Origin of the sequence: Paraburkholderia sp. WS6, from assembly GCF_030464835.1 — a bacterium.
In the GTDB taxonomy this organism is placed as follows: domain Bacteria; phylum Pseudomonadota; class Gammaproteobacteria; order Burkholderiales; family Burkholderiaceae; genus Paraburkholderia; species Paraburkholderia madseniana.
Genome location: NZ_JALQCK010000037.1, coordinates 1 through 13,289 on the forward strand (window position 1 = coordinate 1; position 13,289 = coordinate 13,289).

The 13,289-nt window shown below is 59.7% G+C and carries 21 protein-coding genes; 7 read left to right on the plus strand and 14 right to left on the minus strand.

Annotated elements, in window-relative coordinates; genetic code table 11:
• Positions 1 to 72 precede the first annotated feature (72 nt).
• Positions 73 to 402 carry a hypothetical protein gene (locus M0D64_RS32750; RefSeq protein WP_266260861.1) on the minus strand — a complete coding sequence of 110 codons (330 nt, stop codon included), beginning with the start codon at positions 400 to 402 and terminating at the stop codon, positions 73 to 75.
• 268 nt (positions 403 to 670) lie between these two features.
• Here M0D64_RS32750 and M0D64_RS32755 point away from each other — a divergent pair, with 268 nt between their 5' ends.
• Positions 671 to 1,000, plus strand: a complete 330-nt coding sequence (locus M0D64_RS32755; protein WP_266260862.1) for a hypothetical protein — start codon at positions 671 to 673, stop codon at positions 998 to 1,000.
• A gap of 47 nt (positions 1,001 to 1,047) precedes the next feature.
• The gene (locus tag M0D64_RS32760; protein ID WP_266260863.1) at positions 1,048 to 1,266 is read left to right on the plus strand and encodes a hypothetical protein; all 219 of its coding nucleotides are present in this window, start codon (positions 1,048 to 1,050) and stop codon (positions 1,264 to 1,266) included.
• Positions 1,267 to 1,373: 107 nt separating this feature from the next.
• Here M0D64_RS32760 and M0D64_RS32765 read toward each other — a convergent pair whose 3' ends face one another.
• Together M0D64_RS32765 and M0D64_RS32770 are read right to left on the minus strand one after the other, a co-directional pair.
• A complete protein-coding gene (locus tag M0D64_RS32765) occupies positions 1,374 to 1,601 on the minus strand; it encodes a hypothetical protein (protein WP_266260864.1) in 228 nt (75 codons plus the stop codon).
• A gap of 136 nt (positions 1,602 to 1,737) precedes the next feature.
• Entirely contained in the window at positions 1,738 to 2,004 is a 267-nt protein-coding gene (locus M0D64_RS32770; protein ID WP_266260865.1) for a hypothetical protein, read from the minus strand.
• A gap of 111 nt (positions 2,005 to 2,115) precedes the next feature.
• Here M0D64_RS32770 and M0D64_RS32775 point away from each other — a divergent pair, with 111 nt between their 5' ends.
• Entirely contained in the window at positions 2,116 to 2,673 is a 558-nt protein-coding gene (locus M0D64_RS32775) for a hypothetical protein (RefSeq protein WP_266260866.1), read from the plus strand.
• 2 nt (positions 2,674 to 2,675) lie between these two features.
• Here M0D64_RS32775 and M0D64_RS32780 read toward each other — a convergent pair whose 3' ends face one another.
• On the minus strand, positions 2,676 to 2,918 hold the full coding sequence (locus M0D64_RS32780) for a hypothetical protein (protein WP_266260867.1): 243 nt from the start codon (positions 2,916 to 2,918) through the stop codon (positions 2,676 to 2,678).
• Positions 2,919 to 2,952: 34 nt separating this feature from the next.
• Here M0D64_RS32780 and M0D64_RS32785 point away from each other — a divergent pair, with 34 nt between their 5' ends.
• The 3 genes from M0D64_RS32785 to M0D64_RS32795 are packed head-to-tail and all read left to right on the plus strand — an operon-like array spanning position 2,953 to position 4,220.
• Positions 2,953 to 3,075 carry a hypothetical protein gene (locus M0D64_RS32785; protein ID WP_266260868.1) on the plus strand — a complete coding sequence of 41 codons (123 nt, stop codon included), beginning with the start codon at positions 2,953 to 2,955 and terminating at the stop codon, positions 3,073 to 3,075.
• The gene (locus M0D64_RS32790) at positions 3,075 to 3,476 is read left to right on the plus strand and encodes a DUF1643 domain-containing protein (RefSeq protein WP_266260869.1); all 402 of its coding nucleotides are present in this window, start codon (positions 3,075 to 3,077) and stop codon (positions 3,474 to 3,476) included. The genes M0D64_RS32785 and M0D64_RS32790 overlap by 1 nt, the downstream gene beginning before the upstream one ends.
• Positions 3,477 to 3,482: 6 nt before the next feature.
• Positions 3,483 to 4,220: an IS6 family transposase gene (locus M0D64_RS32795; RefSeq protein ID WP_266260870.1), complete on the plus strand. Its 738-nt coding sequence runs from the start codon at positions 3,483 to 3,485 to the stop codon at positions 4,218 to 4,220.
• 260 nt (positions 4,221 to 4,480) lie between these two features.
• Here M0D64_RS32795 and M0D64_RS32800 read toward each other — a convergent pair whose 3' ends face one another.
• The 3 genes from M0D64_RS32800 to M0D64_RS32810 all read right to left on the minus strand — a co-directional run bounded on the left by M0D64_RS32800 (position 4,481) and on the right by M0D64_RS32810 (position 7,504).
• A complete protein-coding gene (locus M0D64_RS32800) occupies positions 4,481 to 5,851 on the minus strand; it encodes an MFS transporter (RefSeq protein WP_171929075.1) in 1,371 nt (456 codons plus the stop codon).
• A 955-nt stretch (positions 5,852 to 6,806) separates the two neighbouring features.
• The gene (locus M0D64_RS32805) at positions 6,807 to 7,025 is read right to left on the minus strand and encodes a hypothetical protein (protein WP_266260871.1); all 219 of its coding nucleotides are present in this window, start codon (positions 7,023 to 7,025) and stop codon (positions 6,807 to 6,809) included.
• Positions 7,026 to 7,282: 257 nt separating this feature from the next.
• Entirely contained in the window at positions 7,283 to 7,504 is a 222-nt protein-coding gene (locus M0D64_RS32810) for a hypothetical protein (protein ID WP_266260872.1), read from the minus strand.
• Positions 7,505 to 7,832: 328 nt separating this feature from the next.
• Between M0D64_RS32810 and M0D64_RS44960 the strand changes: the two genes are divergently transcribed.
• Positions 7,833 to 8,114: a GNAT family N-acetyltransferase gene (locus tag M0D64_RS44960; RefSeq protein WP_367619676.1), complete on the plus strand. Its 282-nt coding sequence runs from the start codon at positions 7,833 to 7,835 to the stop codon at positions 8,112 to 8,114.
• Here M0D64_RS44960 and M0D64_RS32815 read toward each other — a convergent pair.
• The 7 genes from M0D64_RS32815 to sufC form a co-directional block, all read right to left on the minus strand.
• Positions 8,095 to 8,496 carry a GNAT family N-acetyltransferase gene (locus tag M0D64_RS32815; RefSeq protein WP_266260873.1) on the minus strand — a complete coding sequence of 134 codons (402 nt, stop codon included), beginning with the start codon at positions 8,494 to 8,496 and terminating at the stop codon, positions 8,095 to 8,097. The two genes, M0D64_RS44960 and M0D64_RS32815, sit on opposite strands and share 20 nt — an antisense overlap.
• Before the next feature lie 274 nt (positions 8,497 to 8,770).
• The gene (locus M0D64_RS32820) at positions 8,771 to 9,091 is read right to left on the minus strand and encodes a non-heme iron oxygenase ferredoxin subunit (RefSeq protein WP_266260874.1); all 321 of its coding nucleotides are present in this window, start codon (positions 9,089 to 9,091) and stop codon (positions 8,771 to 8,773) included.
• Position 9,092: 1 nt separating this feature from the next.
• Positions 9,093 to 9,461, minus strand: a complete 369-nt coding sequence (locus M0D64_RS32825; RefSeq protein WP_266260875.1) for an SUF system Fe-S cluster assembly protein — start codon at positions 9,459 to 9,461, stop codon at positions 9,093 to 9,095.
• 8 nt (positions 9,462 to 9,469) lie between these two features.
• The gene (gene sufU, locus M0D64_RS32830) at positions 9,470 to 9,925 is read right to left on the minus strand and encodes a Fe-S cluster assembly sulfur transfer protein SufU (protein ID WP_266260876.1); all 456 of its coding nucleotides are present in this window, start codon (positions 9,923 to 9,925) and stop codon (positions 9,470 to 9,472) included.
• Positions 9,922 to 11,175 (minus strand): cysteine desulfurase, encoded by a 1,254-nt coding sequence (locus tag M0D64_RS32835; protein ID WP_266260877.1) that lies wholly within the window; start codon positions 11,173 to 11,175, stop codon positions 9,922 to 9,924. The genes sufU and M0D64_RS32835 overlap by 4 nt, the downstream gene beginning before the upstream one ends.
• A complete protein-coding gene (sufD, locus tag M0D64_RS32840; RefSeq protein WP_266260878.1) occupies positions 11,172 to 12,506 on the minus strand; it encodes a Fe-S cluster assembly protein SufD in 1,335 nt (444 codons plus the stop codon). The genes M0D64_RS32835 and sufD overlap by 4 nt, the downstream gene beginning before the upstream one ends.
• Entirely contained in the window at positions 12,503 to 13,285 is a 783-nt protein-coding gene (sufC, locus tag M0D64_RS32845; RefSeq protein ID WP_266260879.1) for a Fe-S cluster assembly ATPase SufC, read from the minus strand. The genes sufD and sufC overlap by 4 nt, the downstream gene beginning before the upstream one ends.
• Positions 13,286 to 13,289: the final 4 nt, after the last annotated feature.

The following is a 13,289-nucleotide window of genomic DNA, read 5'->3' on the forward strand; positions in this document are numbered from 1 at the left end:
GGCACAACTGATCACCACCGCCGGAAAGCGATGACCGTGATAGAGCGATCTAGAATTATTCATCTCCCGATTCTACGCGACCACCTTCGCAACGTGACAAAGCCCGTACTGCTCATCGCCGAAGCGCACGGCGTCGCGCAGCATCTCTTCCATCCATTCGCCCGGGCCCGCCGCTTTGACGACCCGCGCCTTGAAGCGCATGAAGACCTCGCCTTCTTTCTGGATCACGCCGAGCTGCTTGCCGCGTTCTGTTACTCCGGCCGTGGACTGGTCCCAGTGCCGTCTCTTCGGAGCCTGGTAATGCGCGATCTCAAATTCTGCCTGCGCATGTTCGCTGCCTTCATCGCTATTGTTCTGGTCTTGAGTATCGCTCAGAAATGGGATGACGCCGACACGGATCACGTTCGCGCATCAATCCCTAACACCTGATCCCGTAAAGGCTCACCCATGTACACAGGCCTTGATATCTGTTTAGTACTCCTTTTCTGGCTGTGGGTTGGAGCGGGCTTTGGCCTGATCGTCGGAGGCATCAATCGAAGCGCGAAGCGTTCCGAGCAAGCTGCGCAGTTTCGTGTGCCGGCGGCTCACCGCGAGTTTGAACACGAATCGGATGCGTCCTACCCGCATCTCTGGGATTAACCCGCAGTCCTTCACAAAACGGAGTCAACCAATGAAGAAGGCCTTCACACAAACCTTGATGGAACTACGCGGTGGCGCCGTCGTCGAGGAAGCTACCAACGAATTGAACACGCTTGTTGCGATGGTCCGCGACACCGGCAAAGCCGGAAAGATCACGATCACCGTCGAGGTGAAACCGTTCGCGAAGGTGCAAGACGCGCTGGAAGTGACAGGCAAGGTCGTTGCGACGCTGCCGAAGGAAAAAGAGTCGGCGGAGGTGTTCTTCCCGACTGTTGAAAACAACCTGTCGCGTCACAGCGAGCGGCAGACCAAATTGCCCGGCACCTCGCTTGCCGATTCCAGCTCGGCCGCACACGGCTAATTCGACTGCTCGCCTAATCTCACTTTCAATCTCACACCGGATAAACCATGTTCAACGAATTCCATGGCGAAAAAGACGCCTCAGCCATTCTCACCGCAGGTATCGCTCTCGCAGGTCCGCATAAGAGCCCGCTCAACGACGGCGTGCCGTTCGTGGTCGTGCCGGAAGGCTTCAAGGTCGAACATCTTTTCGAACGCGACGACAACCTTTTCGATTTCTTCGTCCATGTCCGTCTCGCTTGTGATTTTGGGGGAATCCTAGCATGACCGCCCCCACCAACAAGCTCGACGTAGGAGCGAATATGAACCTGCGGCCCTGCAATCCGTACGAAGCAGCTATGACGGAACGCGTGATGCTTTTCGACGGATCGCGGTCAGAGCTGATCGATATATACGCGCGCATACGCATCGGCAGCGTCCCGAGCCTGAGCCTCAGTATCGAAGTAGCCCGGTACCAGGCGCCCGTCCAAAATAAGCTCCTGCCTTCCGTCCGCCAAGTCTTTCCCGAGCCGCAGTTCACCCTGCCATTTCGAACCATTCGGGTCTGCCGAAGTGGTCGAGATCTCATACCAAAAGTGCAAGTACTTCGTGCGCGGAGTCATGACGTTCTCCCTATTTCTGGAGCGATCGTAGCATGAAGGAACGCCCTATCCCTTTCACCGGCGTAATGGTGCGCGCGCTGCGCGACGGCCGCACGCATGACGAATATCCGGAGGCGACCGTATGAGACTGGGCTTATCACGGACCGAATGCGCCGGAGGCCAAATCCTGCTCGAATTCGACCGTCCAAACAGTGCCACGGCCGGCGTCGTAGACCTTGCTTGTGTTGTTGATCAACCGAGTCACTGTGACTTGTCGGCGAATCGGCCCGACAGTTTTGCGAGGGGGATACAACTCTTCGTCAGTGATCGTGAATTCGCCGATGTCGAACCCTTCAGCAGCCGCAGCCGCTGTCACATCTTCTTGTTCGTCCTGCGGGAACTCATGAAACACGTGCGTTGTCATGTACGCCTCCCGATGACCAGAGGAATCCTAGCATGAAGGAACGCCCAATCCTTTTCAGGGGCGCAATGGTGCGCGCTGCTAGACGGCAGCAAAACGCAGACACGGCGCATCGTGAAGCCGCAGCCTGCCGCCGGCGTCCGTGTGTCGCCTTTCTGTTCCAGCGGACTCGAAGACGGGCATGGCCGTGAGCTCGCGAATCCGTACGGCGCGAAAGGCGATCGGCTGTATGTGCGCGAGACGCGGGCGCAGCCGACGACACTTGATCCAGGTCCGACGTTCTATCGCGCGGATTATCCGGACGCAGTACTCGGCAAATACGAGAATCTGCCACCGGCCGAAGCAATCACCTGGAAGCCGTCCATTCACATGCCGCGCTCTCTTTCGCGCATCACGCTTGAAGTGACCGGCGTGCGCGTCGAGCGGCTGCAAGCCATGGAAGGCCAGACGGCCTTCGAAAGCGATGCGCTGAAAGAAGGCATTTGCCGCATCCATCACGGCGACGGCGAGTATGGATACCACGCATTCCGCTATGAGCCGCACCCGAACAACTGGACCGACCCATGCGACGCCTTCCATGAACTGTGGGACAGCCTCAACGCCGCGCACGGCTATGGCTGGGATGAGAACCCTTGGGTGTGGGTGGTCGAGTTTCGAAAGGTTGAATCGTGAAATCACCCCTTTTGACCTGCTTTATCCACGAGCTCGTCGATATAGGCGCGCGCTGCCTTCTCTCCATGGGCAATTGCTTCGTTCGGCGAGTTGAACAACACACTTGCGCCGATGTTGATCTCACCCCACCTGCCATGGGCGTAGAGGAACATCACCGGTATGAAATTTCCGCCGGAAGGCTGAAGCTCTCGGGCCTCGACGGCAAAGGTATGTCCTTTGTATGGCTGGCCGAATTTTGTCGTCATTTTCGCCCCTTGGTGATTTTCGAGGAATCGTAGCATGCAATACCTGACCGAGACTGACCTCGCTGGCGAGCGCGGTGCGCACATCAGCGACTGTGGCACGTACCGGTACCGCCTGTGGCGCGAGTGGGACCGCAGCAAGCCAAGCTGGCGTTTCTGATGCTGAACCCGTCGACGGCCGACCATTTGTCTGACGACCCGACGATCACGTGCTGCATGTCGCGCGCGATCGCAGGCAGGTACGGGCGGCTTGAAGTGGCGAATTTGTACCCGCTGCGTGCGACCGACCCCGCCGAACTGTTAACCCATCCGGATCCGCTCGGGCCTATTGGGACAGCCGACGGCGCCGTGCTCGACGCGATCGACCGTGCGTCGATGGTGATCTGCGCATGGGGCGCGCACCCGGCGGCCGAGCCGCGCGCCGCGGACCTGATGCACATCATTCGGATCACGGGCATACGCAACAAGCTGTACCACCTCGGCCTGAACAAGGATGGCAGCCCGAAGCACCCGCTTTATATCGCCGCCAGGCACTGGCACGTTGCCGAGATGGTCGAGTAAGATCGCGTGATGAAAAATGCAAAATCGCTTTACCACGGTCATCGCTTTCCGGCGGCGGTCATCAGTTGCACGGTGCGTTGGTATTTCAGGTTTCAGCTCAGCCTGCGTGATATCGAAGAACTGTTGTTCGAGCGCGGGGTTATCGTCAGTTACGAAACGGTCCGACGCTGGTGCGATAAGTTCGGTGCGTGCTTCGCACACCGTGTGAAAGCGACGCGTCGCAAGCCCGGCACCACATGGCACCTTGACGAAGTGTTTGTGACGTTGCGCGGCGAGCCTTACCTGTTGTGGCGCGCCGTCGATCAACACGGCGCCGAACTCGATATCCTGCTACAGAAGCGCCGCGACAAAGCTGCAGCGAAGCGGTTTTTCAAGCGCGCGCTTGCCTCGTGCGCTGAGGCACCGCGTAAGATCGTGACCGATCAACTGCGCAGCTATCCGGCGGCGAAAGCCGAGATTCCCGAATTGGTTCACGTCAGGCACGTCTTCGTTAAAGCCAGCGCGCGGGTCAATAACCGGGCCGAAAACAGTCATCAGCCGACGCGCGAACGCGAGCGACGCATGCGTGGCTTCCGCGTTCCTGAACGCACGCAGGCTTTCCTATCGAGCCTCGGTCCGATCCGGCAGCACTTCGCGCTCAAGCGACACCTGCTACGCGCCTCGCTCTATCGCAAACAGCTCGCGGCACGCTTCGCCGCCTGGCATCGTTTCACTGAGATCACCCAAGGTCCGTCCGCTTTCTGAGCAAAAGCGCGTCCTCTCCGCTAATGCGTCGCGAACACTTCAACGTGACAGCGCCGTGGCAGGTTATGCTCAGAGAAGTACGAACGTCCACTTCGATCAATGGCGCGACCCCTGAGATCGGTAGCCGAACGTTCGCTGTCAGGACTGAATTCGAAGTTTGAGGGTCTTCCTTGGCGTGCACGCGAACGGTTGGAGATGGTCGACAACGGCCTGCCCCACTTACCTCGGCGTATTGACGGAAGCCGCGGCAAGCTGATTAATCATGCGGCTGGGGTGGCGTGTCCGCTATCGCCCATCGTCCGTGCATCGTCGTATTCCTGCGAGATGTCCTTGTTCGTGTAGTCACCCAGCCGCGAAGCGGCGATCAGGCTGAGCACCGCGCACACGAGGACATAGCCGGCGATCGCATAGCCCGAATGGTAGTAAGCGAAGAGCGCGGTCGCAATCAGCGGCGCAGGCCCGCCCGCAATGACCGAAGCCAACTGGTAGCCCATGGACGCCCCGCTATAACGCAGTCGCCCTGTGAAGGATTCGGCGATCAAAGCGGCTTGGGGACCGTACATCATCGAATGCGGTACCAGCGAGAGCACGATGGCCGCGAAGATCCACATCGGATCCCTGGTGTCGACCATTGCAAAATAGAGGAAGCCGAATACGCCGACGACGGCGGCACCAATCATATACATCCGCCGCCGCCCGATCAGATCGGATACATGGCCAAAGAGCGGGATGGTGCCGAATTCCAGCACGGAAGCCGCCAGCACCGCCGTCAGCAACAGGTTGCGTGACACGCCCAGTGTTGTGACGCCATAGGTGAAGACGAAGGCCGTGAAAATATAGAAAGGTGCCTGTTCGGCCATGCGCGCAAAGGCAGAGAGGAGGATGTCTTTCGGCTGGCGGCGCAACACCTCGAGCATCGGCGTCTTCTCGATCTTGCGTTCAGCCAGGAGCCGCGCGAAGATCGGCGTCTCGAGAATATTCAAGCGGATGTAGAGGCCGATTGCGACCAGTACGATACTGAGGAAGAAAGGTACGCGCCAGCCCCACGTGAGGAAACCGCTTCCGGAGATCTGACTCATGGCCAGCACTGCCAGGTTGGCCAGGAACAGTCCCGCCGGCACCCCGAACTGCGGCCAGGAGGCGACAAAGCCGCGATGCGCGTTGGTGCGCGCCCATTCCATCGACATCAAGACCGAGCCACCCCATTCGCCGCCGACGCCCACCCCCTGGATGAAGCGCAGCACCGTGAGCGCGACGGCGCCCCAGATGCCGATCGTCGCATAGGTCGGAACAAAGGCCACTGCAAACGTGGCGATTCCCATCAGCAATAGCGTCACGATCAGCGTAGCCTTGCGTCCGATGCGATCGCCGTAATGGCCGAAAATGGCCGCACCAACCGGCCTCGCTATAAAGCCGACGGCGTAGATCAGAAAAGCCTGCAGTGTGCCGACGAGTGGGTCCGAGCCAGGAAAATACAGCTTCGCGAAAACCAGGCCGGTGACCGTACTGTAGAGGAAGAAGTCATACCATTCGATCGTAGTGCCAATCGTGCTGGCGATGACGGCGCGGCGCAACTGGCGCCGGGCGTCCTGATCCGAGAGGGGCATCGCTCCTGATTGCGTGACAGCCATTTGAGATCCCCCAAAAATAAGGGCGATATCCTGATATAGACCGTTTGCGCGATGAGAGGTTCCGGTGGCGGCAAGGCGCGGGCGGCAAGAACGCGTCACGATGTTTAGCATGGCGACTGAACTGGCACACTGGAGGTCCTCGCAGTGCACTCAGGTGACTATTCGCAAGGAACAGAAATCAGTGTCAAAGAGAACGTCGCTTTCTCGGGTGACGAGTAGTAAAAGCCAGCCGTCTCTTGCGGCCGGCTGAGGGCGTGATTGAGCCGTTCAGAAACGACTCGTGAGCGGCGGCTTCCGGTCAGACATGAGCCAATCGTTTCACGTCAACTGCAGCCTGCACGTTGTAGCCAACGGTTCCCGTGTGGCGCGTGTCTTCCCGCAGGGTTTCGTGAACCAATGTGCAAGACTAGCCTGGCTTGCCTTCGTGTTCGTCAACCGCAGGGCGAAGCCGATTGAACCGTCTGCGAAACCAGCCGACGCGTCACGGAATCGAGCAATTGGCATCGGAACGTTGCGTGCGCCACCGATCGCCGCGAGCTGTATCGTCTGCGCGGCGATATAGAACCCGGTAAGTGCGTCACCATCGACTGCGACGTCCAGCTTACATTCCCTATATAGCTCGTTGCGTCGCAGCATGCCACTCTCCATCGTGTTTTTCGAAGCACCGCTTGTCACGCCTTCTCGGCTCAAGCTAGCTGATGCTCGCCCATCACCCACTCGTTAGGAGGGGTGCCAGCAGGTGTATTTTGGTACAGCCAGCTTCCGCAGACCGTGCAATTCCAGTTGCTGCTGATTTTCGTCATGTGGCTCGGCGGCCCGATTGCACTAACGCCGGAAGCCGCAAGATCGCCATGCGGGGGAACGCTGGATGGCTTTTCCAACCAATTCGACACAGGCATTGCAAGGCTGCATAACTGCCTCCAAGGATCCTTTTCGAGGAGTCAAATCGCTCGACCTATGCCGAGTTCTCGTCGCACCACTGGATCACCCAGCGCTGCGACGCCTCGATAGCGTCTGCGTCGGAGGGATAGTCGCCGAGGTCGCCTGAATACTTCACTTCAACGGCATCGCCACCCTTCGGGCCGCGCCGGTGGATCTTGGCGCGGGCGTAGTGGTGGCCGCCCTCATCAAGAGGCGACGCGTCGATGTGGAACTCCTTGTAGTCGAACTTCATGACCGTCTCCGCGGGCGTACGCTACTCGCCGTCGCGCTGGAAAAGCTGTAGGCACCACGCCGCGTCTCGACCTATGTCCACCGGCTTGTTCCGGTCGTCGCAGTCGCAAGAAAAAACAAGTCCTTCCTCGTCGATTTGGGGCTCAACCCATCGAAGGCGAACCGCGTACTGCAGTTTCGGCAAGTCCACATGGCTGTCTCCGGCGCCGTTTTCGACGCTTCGCCGGTTGTCGAGGTTCGGAGAGGCGACGCCGTAATTCAGAACTCGTGCTCTTTAAGCAACTTGCTGGCAAGAGCGCGCGCTGCATCTCGCGCCTGATCCTCACGCGCGAATTCCTGTTCAGTTTCGTGTGGATCGTTCGACTCAGGTTCAGCTCCCACTCGTCGCAGATGCACGAATCCGCGATAAGAGCCCGTCACAGTCTGCATCACGCGAACTCGCGCCACATGCGTGTGAGTTGCGTAGACCTCATCTTCCACCACGATCTCCCTTCTACTTCCCAAGGAATCGTAGCATGCAATAACGGCGCGAGCGGCAATTCCGCGGCATGAGCATTCGCTGTTGCGAAACTCGTCCCACGGGGCTCGCTCTATAACGCTTCCGCGCTAGTTGTTGTGCGCTTTGAGAGGTCGATGGGCTGGCATCGCCCCCATCCCGTAACCAACGGTTGACGGCTAAAAAAGGGGGTACCAACACCATGGCTATTGGTTCAGCGCACGTTGAAGAAACCGGTGCAATAAGAGATTTGCTAACGAAAGCCGGCCTACCCGCATCCGACATATCTGAGACGACGACATCGCCTTCTTCATTTTCGAAAGCGATGGACACGTGGTTACTGGGTGCGTCGGGCTCGAGGCAAATGGCAAAGCCGGTTTGCTTCGCTCACTTGCTGTAAATCCGGCTGCCCTAAATGCGGGAATCGGCCGCATCCTCGTTTCGAACCTCGAAGAGGCCGTGGCGCTTCAGAAGATAGACCAGTCGTATCAACTTACCACTACCGGTGTCTGCGCGGTGCCGACGTTCGAACGTCGAACCTGGCTGCCCGCCGGTGGACATGGTGCCTGGAAGGCTACACATCCCGCTTCATAAGGGCCGGTGGTGACGAGGGAGGCAGCACCAAAGTAGAAACCTTGCCGTCGTTTTCGATATCGACAAAACCGATTCTCCTGTACCAGTCGTGAGCAGTTCGGTTGGATACCAAGACGTTCAGGTACAGGGTTTTTTCTAGAACGCTGCACAACGATATGACCTTGGCGAGTGCTTGACTGCCGATCGATTTGCTTCGCATCTCTGGTACGATACAGAGCATCCTCAGCCACAGGAGATCTGGTTCTACGTCCGAGTGCACAAATCCGCACTGGTCACCTTCGCAGGTAATTAATTGGCAAGTGCCTTGACGAAGGCTTTTTGCGAATCCCGCTTGTTGTAGGGCCTCGTTCCAGCCAAACGCCGAGGTAACGAAATCCTTCATCGTTCGCCGGTACGTGTCAAATAGCCATTCCGAGTCTCCGGGTACGGCCTGTCTAAAATCCAGATTCATAACGAGAGCCGATCGCGAGAGGCAAGTCTTCGCCAGAGTAACGGATACGAGGGATTGGACTCAACCCGTCGGGGCCGGCGAACGTCAACTGATGCCTATTGCCGTTAAACGGGCAGCTCCGTTAGCCATCCGCGGATGTGTGCTGCCTGACCCCGCCTCAAGTGTTCGTCCAGCAAGACGACAAGCCCCTCCTCTTGACCTCATTTCAATCCCAACGCTCGTCACGCACCTGAACGACGCCCGTCTCGATCCGCACCGGAAACACCACCACATCCTCATAAGCCGGCGGCGCCAACACCTTCCCCGTCCTGATGCAAAACCGCGCACCATGGCGCGGGCAGACGACCACGTCGCCCTCCACCACACCGCCCGTCAGGATACCGCCGTCGTGCGGGCAGATATCCTCGATTGCATAACAGGTGCCGTCGACGTTGAACACGGCAACGTGCGCGCCATCGACCTCGACGCTGCGAACAGCCCCGGCCGGGAAATCCTCGATCGCGGCGACATCGACCCAAGCGGACATATCACAGCATCCCCAATTGCAGGCGTGCCGCGTCCGACATCCGCTCTCGTGACCACGGCGGGTCCCACACCAGTGCGACGTGTACATCGTTCACACCGCTCACCGAGAACACCGCATCCTCCACCGTCGCCGGAAAGGTCTGCGCGACCGGGCAGCCGGGTGCGGTCAACGTCATGCGGACCTCGACACGGCCTTCGGCTTCGTCCACGTCGAGACTGTAGACAAGCCCCAGGTCGTAGATGTTGACCGGAATCTCCGGGTCGAACACGGTGTGCAGCGCGTCGATCACGCGTTCTTCCAGACGTTCAGTTGCTGCGCCGCAGCCAGGTTGTGCGGCCTCAGCGCGCTTCAGCCAGTTGAATGGGTCCATCGTCTGCCTCACTCTGTCGAAACGGGGCGATCCCCGTCGTGCAGCGCAGCATGCAGCGTATGCCACGCGAGCGTCGCGCACTTCACGCGCTCGGGAAATTCACGCACGCCGGACAGCACCGCCAGCTTGCCCAAATCCGGCGCGGCTGTCGTCTGCCCCGCAGCCGGTGTTGTCACCATGTCGTGAAAACGTCCGAACAGCGCCTCGGCCTCCGCTTCCGTTTTGCCTTTCAGCGCCTCGGTCATCAGCGACGCGGACGCCGTCGCAATCGCACAGCCCACGCCTTCGAAACTTGCGTCCTTGACGACGCCATCTTCGATTCGAAGATACAGCGTAATCCGGTCGCCGCATAACGGGTTGTAGCCCTCGGCCTTGTGATTGGCGTCGGACAGTCCATGACAGTTACGCGGCCGCCGGTAGTGGTCGAAGATGACTTCCTGATACAGATCGCGCAGATCACTCATGAGCCAAATACCTCCCTGACCCTGCCGAGACCTTCGATCAGGACGTCGATATCCTCGTGCGTGTTGTAGAGGGCAAGTGACGCGCGCACTGTCGCCGGTACGCCGAACCGCTGCATCACCGGCATCGCGCAGTGATGGCCCGCCCGCACGGCGACGCCGTGATGATCGAGAATCGTACCGACATCGTGCGCATGCACGCCGTCGAGCACGAATGACAGGATGCTCGCCTTGTCGCGTGCGGTACCGATGAGACGCAGGCCCGGAATCCCCCGCAATGCATCCGTGGCGTAAGCGAGCAGGTCGGCCTCGTGCGCGGCGATGACTTCCATGCCGATGCGGTCGACATAGTCGAGCGCCGCGCCCAGCGCAATCGCGCCGGCAATGTTCGGCGTGCCCGCTTCGAACTTCCACGGAATTGCGTTGTATTCCGTTTTCTCGAACGTCACCGAACGGATCATGTCGCCGCCGCCCTGCCACGGCGGCATCGCTTCAAGCAGCGCGGCCTTGGCGTACAGCACGCCGATGCCAGTCGGCCCGTACACCTTATGTCCCGAAAATGCGTAGAACTCACAATCGAGCGCGCGGACGTCGACCGGCAGATGCGAGATCGCCTGTGCGCCATCCAGCAGCACCGGTACGCCCTTCGCGTGCGCCGCTGCAACAATGCGCTCCACCGGATTGATGCTGCCAAGCGCGTTAGCCAGATGCGTCATCGCGACCAGCCGCGTACGTTCGTTCAACAAGCGCTCGTACACGTCGGCATCGAGCGCACCCGTATCGTCGATCGGCACCACTTTCAGCGCCGCGCCAGTCTGCTCGCAAACCAGCTGCCACGGCACAATGTTCGAATGGTGCTCCATCGCGCTGATCAGGATTTCGTCGCCGGGCTTGAGCTGTGGGCGCGCGTAGCTCTGGGCGATGAGATTGATTGCTTCGGTCGTGCCACGTACGAACACGATCTCCTCCGGCCGCTGCGCATTGATGAAGCGTGCAATCTTCGCGCGTGCTGCTTCAAATGCATCGGTCGCGCGCTGCGACAGCAGATGCACGCCGCGGTGCACGTTGGCGTTGCTATGCCGGTAATAAGCGTTTTCCGCGTAGATGACCGAGGCAGGCTTTTGCGTAGTGGCGCCATTGTCGAGATAGACCAATGGCCGGCCATGTACGCGCTCGCCCAGAATCGGAAAATCGGCTCGCCAGTGCTCGACATTGCGTGGATCTGGAGTCTGCATCTGCTCGATCGGTTTCATAGCAACTCCCTGATGCGCTCGCCTTCCGGGGTGCACGCGAGCAGCAGGCTTTCGAGCCGAGCGCGCAGCGAATCGATGCGCACACGTTCGACAATGTCACGTGCAAATGCGTATGTCAGCAGCGCCCGCGCCATGCGTTCTTCGAGGCCCCGCGCCCGCAGATAGAACAACTGGTTCTCGTCCAGTTGACCGACCGTTGCGCCGTGTGTGCATTTCACATCGTCGGCGTAGATCTCGAGTTGTGGTTTCGTGTCGATTTCCGCGTCGCGTGACAGCAGCAGGTTGTGATTCGCCTGATGCGTGTCCGTTTTCTGCGCATCGCGATGCACGATGACGCGCCCGTTGAACACGCCGCGCGCGGCGCCGTCGAGCACGCCACGGTAGTATTCGCGACTCGTGCCATGCGGCTCTGCGTGATCGATGCGCGTGTGGTGATCGACGTGCTGCCGGCCGCCAACGAAATAGAGACCGTTCAATGTGGCTTGCGCGTTCGCGGCGTTCAGGCTCGTGTCAATGCCCGTGCGCGACAACGCGCCGCCGAAAGCGAACACATGCGAGGTAAAACAGCTGGCGCGTTGCTGCGCAGCAGCGACCGACGCGATATGAAACGCCTTCGAGCCTTCCTGCTGCAACCGGTAGTGCTGCACATCCGCCTGTTCGTCTACGACGATGCGGGTAACCGCATTGGTCCAGTACGCGTCGTGGCCCAGCCCTACAAAGTGCTCGACGATCACGCAGCCCGAGCGTGCTCCGGCAAGCACGACGTTGAACGGCTGCACCGCAAGACCGGCTTCGTCGGTCAGGAACAGCATGTGCAGCGGTTGATCGATGACCTCGCCGGGAGGTAGCACGACGGCAAATCCATCCGTCAGAAATGCCGTGTTGAGCGCGGCGAAACCGTCAGCAAACGTCTGTGAGGTGATCGCCGCTTGCAGTCGTTGTGGTATTTCTCTCAACGCCCGCGTGAGCGAGCCGACAAACACATCATGTGGCAAACCGATCAGTTTCGACAGACTCGGCGCATGGCGACCGTTGACGAATACCAGTCGATGACCTGCAGGGTCCAGCACGAGTTCATCGACACTGCGTGGCACGTCGCTATCGTCGGTGCGGCCGGTGTGTTGCGGCGCGAAATGCCAGGGCCGCTTGCCGATCACCGACACGTTCGTGTACTTCCAGTCCTCGTGCCGCGTGGTTGGCAAGCCGAGCGCGTTGAACTGGTCGAAGGCGCTTCGGCGCGCGGCACGCAGCCACCGCAACTCAGCGCCTGGCAACGTCATCGCGAGTTGCCCAAAAGCCTGGTGGAAGTGGTCGAGAGATTCGTTTTTCATGGATGCCCCGCGCTCGCTGCACTGCCTGATTGCACAGCCTCACCCTCGATCCAGCCATAGCCCTTGCGTTCCAGCTCCAGGGCGAGTTCACGCGACCCCGACTTCACGATCCGGCCGTTCGCCAGCACATGCACGCGATCCGGTACGACGTAATCCAGCAGTCGCTGATAGTGCGTGACCAGCACGATCGCCCGTTCGGGACTGCGCATACTGTTGACGCCCTGCGCGACGATCTGCAATGCATCGATGTCGAGTCCGGAATCCGTTTCGTCGAGAATGGCAAGCCGGGGCTGAAGCACCGCCATCTGCAGGATCTCATTGCGCTTCTTCTCTCCGCCGGAAAAGCCTTCGTTCACTGCGCGATACAAGAGGCTCTCGTCCATCTGCATCAGCGTCATTCTGTCCTTGACCAGTTGCAGAAACTCCATCGCGTCGAGTTCCGGCTCGCCACGATGCCGGCGCTGCGCGTTCAACGCCGCCTTCAGCAGATAAACGTTGCTCACACCGGGTATCTCAACGGGATACTGGAACGCGAGAAACAGTCCTTCGTGCGCACGCTCTTCAGGCGCGAGCGCCAGCAGATCGCGGTCGAGATACACAACCTCGCCGCCGGTAACGACACAGTCCTCGCGCCCGGCCAGCGTGTGGGCAAGCGTGCTCTTTCCCGAACCGTTCGGGCCCATGATCGCGTGCACCTCGCCAGCCTTCACGCTCAGATCGATACCTCGCAGAATTTTCTTGCCGTCGACTTCGACTTGCAGACTACTGATTTCAAGCATGGTT

Bases quoted from the DNA above. Each gene is read 5' to 3' on its own strand.
- M0D64_RS32755 (WP_266260862.1), top strand. From the start codon at position 671: ATGAAGAAGGCCTTCACACAAACCTTGATGGAACTACGCGGTGGCGCC.
- M0D64_RS32760 (WP_266260863.1), top strand. From the start codon at position 1,048: ATGTTCAACGAATTCCATGGCGAAAAAGACGCCTCAGCCATTCTCACC.
- M0D64_RS32765 (WP_266260864.1), bottom strand. From the start codon at position 1,601: ATGACTCCGCGCACGAAGTACTTGCACTTTTGGTATGAGATCTCGACC.
- M0D64_RS32770 (WP_266260865.1), bottom strand. From the start codon at position 2,004: ATGACAACGCACGTGTTTCATGAGTTCCCGCAGGACGAACAAGAAGAT.
- M0D64_RS32780 (WP_266260867.1), bottom strand. From the start codon at position 2,918: ATGACGACAAAATTCGGCCAGCCATACAAAGGACATACCTTTGCCGTC.
- M0D64_RS32785 (WP_266260868.1), top strand. From the start codon at position 2,953: ATGCAATACCTGACCGAGACTGACCTCGCTGGCGAGCGCGGTGCGCAC.
- M0D64_RS32790 (WP_266260869.1), top strand. From the start codon at position 3,075: ATGCTGAACCCGTCGACGGCCGACCATTTGTCTGACGACCCGACGATC.
- M0D64_RS32800 (WP_171929075.1), bottom strand. From the start codon at position 5,851: ATGGCTGTCACGCAATCAGGAGCGATGCCCCTCTCGGATCAGGACGCC.
- M0D64_RS32805 (WP_266260871.1), bottom strand. From the start codon at position 7,025: ATGAAGTTCGACTACAAGGAGTTCCACATCGACGCGTCGCCTCTTGAT.
- M0D64_RS32815 (WP_266260873.1), bottom strand. From the start codon at position 8,496: ATGAAGGATTTCGTTACCTCGGCGTTTGGCTGGAACGAGGCCCTACAA.
- M0D64_RS32820 (WP_266260874.1), bottom strand. From the start codon at position 9,091: ATGTCCGCTTGGGTCGATGTCGCCGCGATCGAGGATTTCCCGGCCGGG.
- M0D64_RS32825 (WP_266260875.1), bottom strand. From the start codon at position 9,461: ATGGACCCATTCAACTGGCTGAAGCGCGCTGAGGCCGCACAACCTGGC.
- sufU (WP_266260876.1), bottom strand. From the start codon at position 9,925: ATGAGTGATCTGCGCGATCTGTATCAGGAAGTCATCTTCGACCACTAC.
- M0D64_RS32835 (WP_266260877.1), bottom strand. From the start codon at position 11,175: ATGAAACCGATCGAGCAGATGCAGACTCCAGATCCACGCAATGTCGAG.
- sufD (WP_266260878.1), bottom strand. From the start codon at position 12,506: ATGAAAAACGAATCTCTCGACCACTTCCACCAGGCTTTTGGGCAACTC.
- sufC (WP_266260879.1), bottom strand. From the start codon at position 13,285: ATGCTTGAAATCAGTAGTCTGCAAGTCGAAGTCGACGGCAAGAAAATT.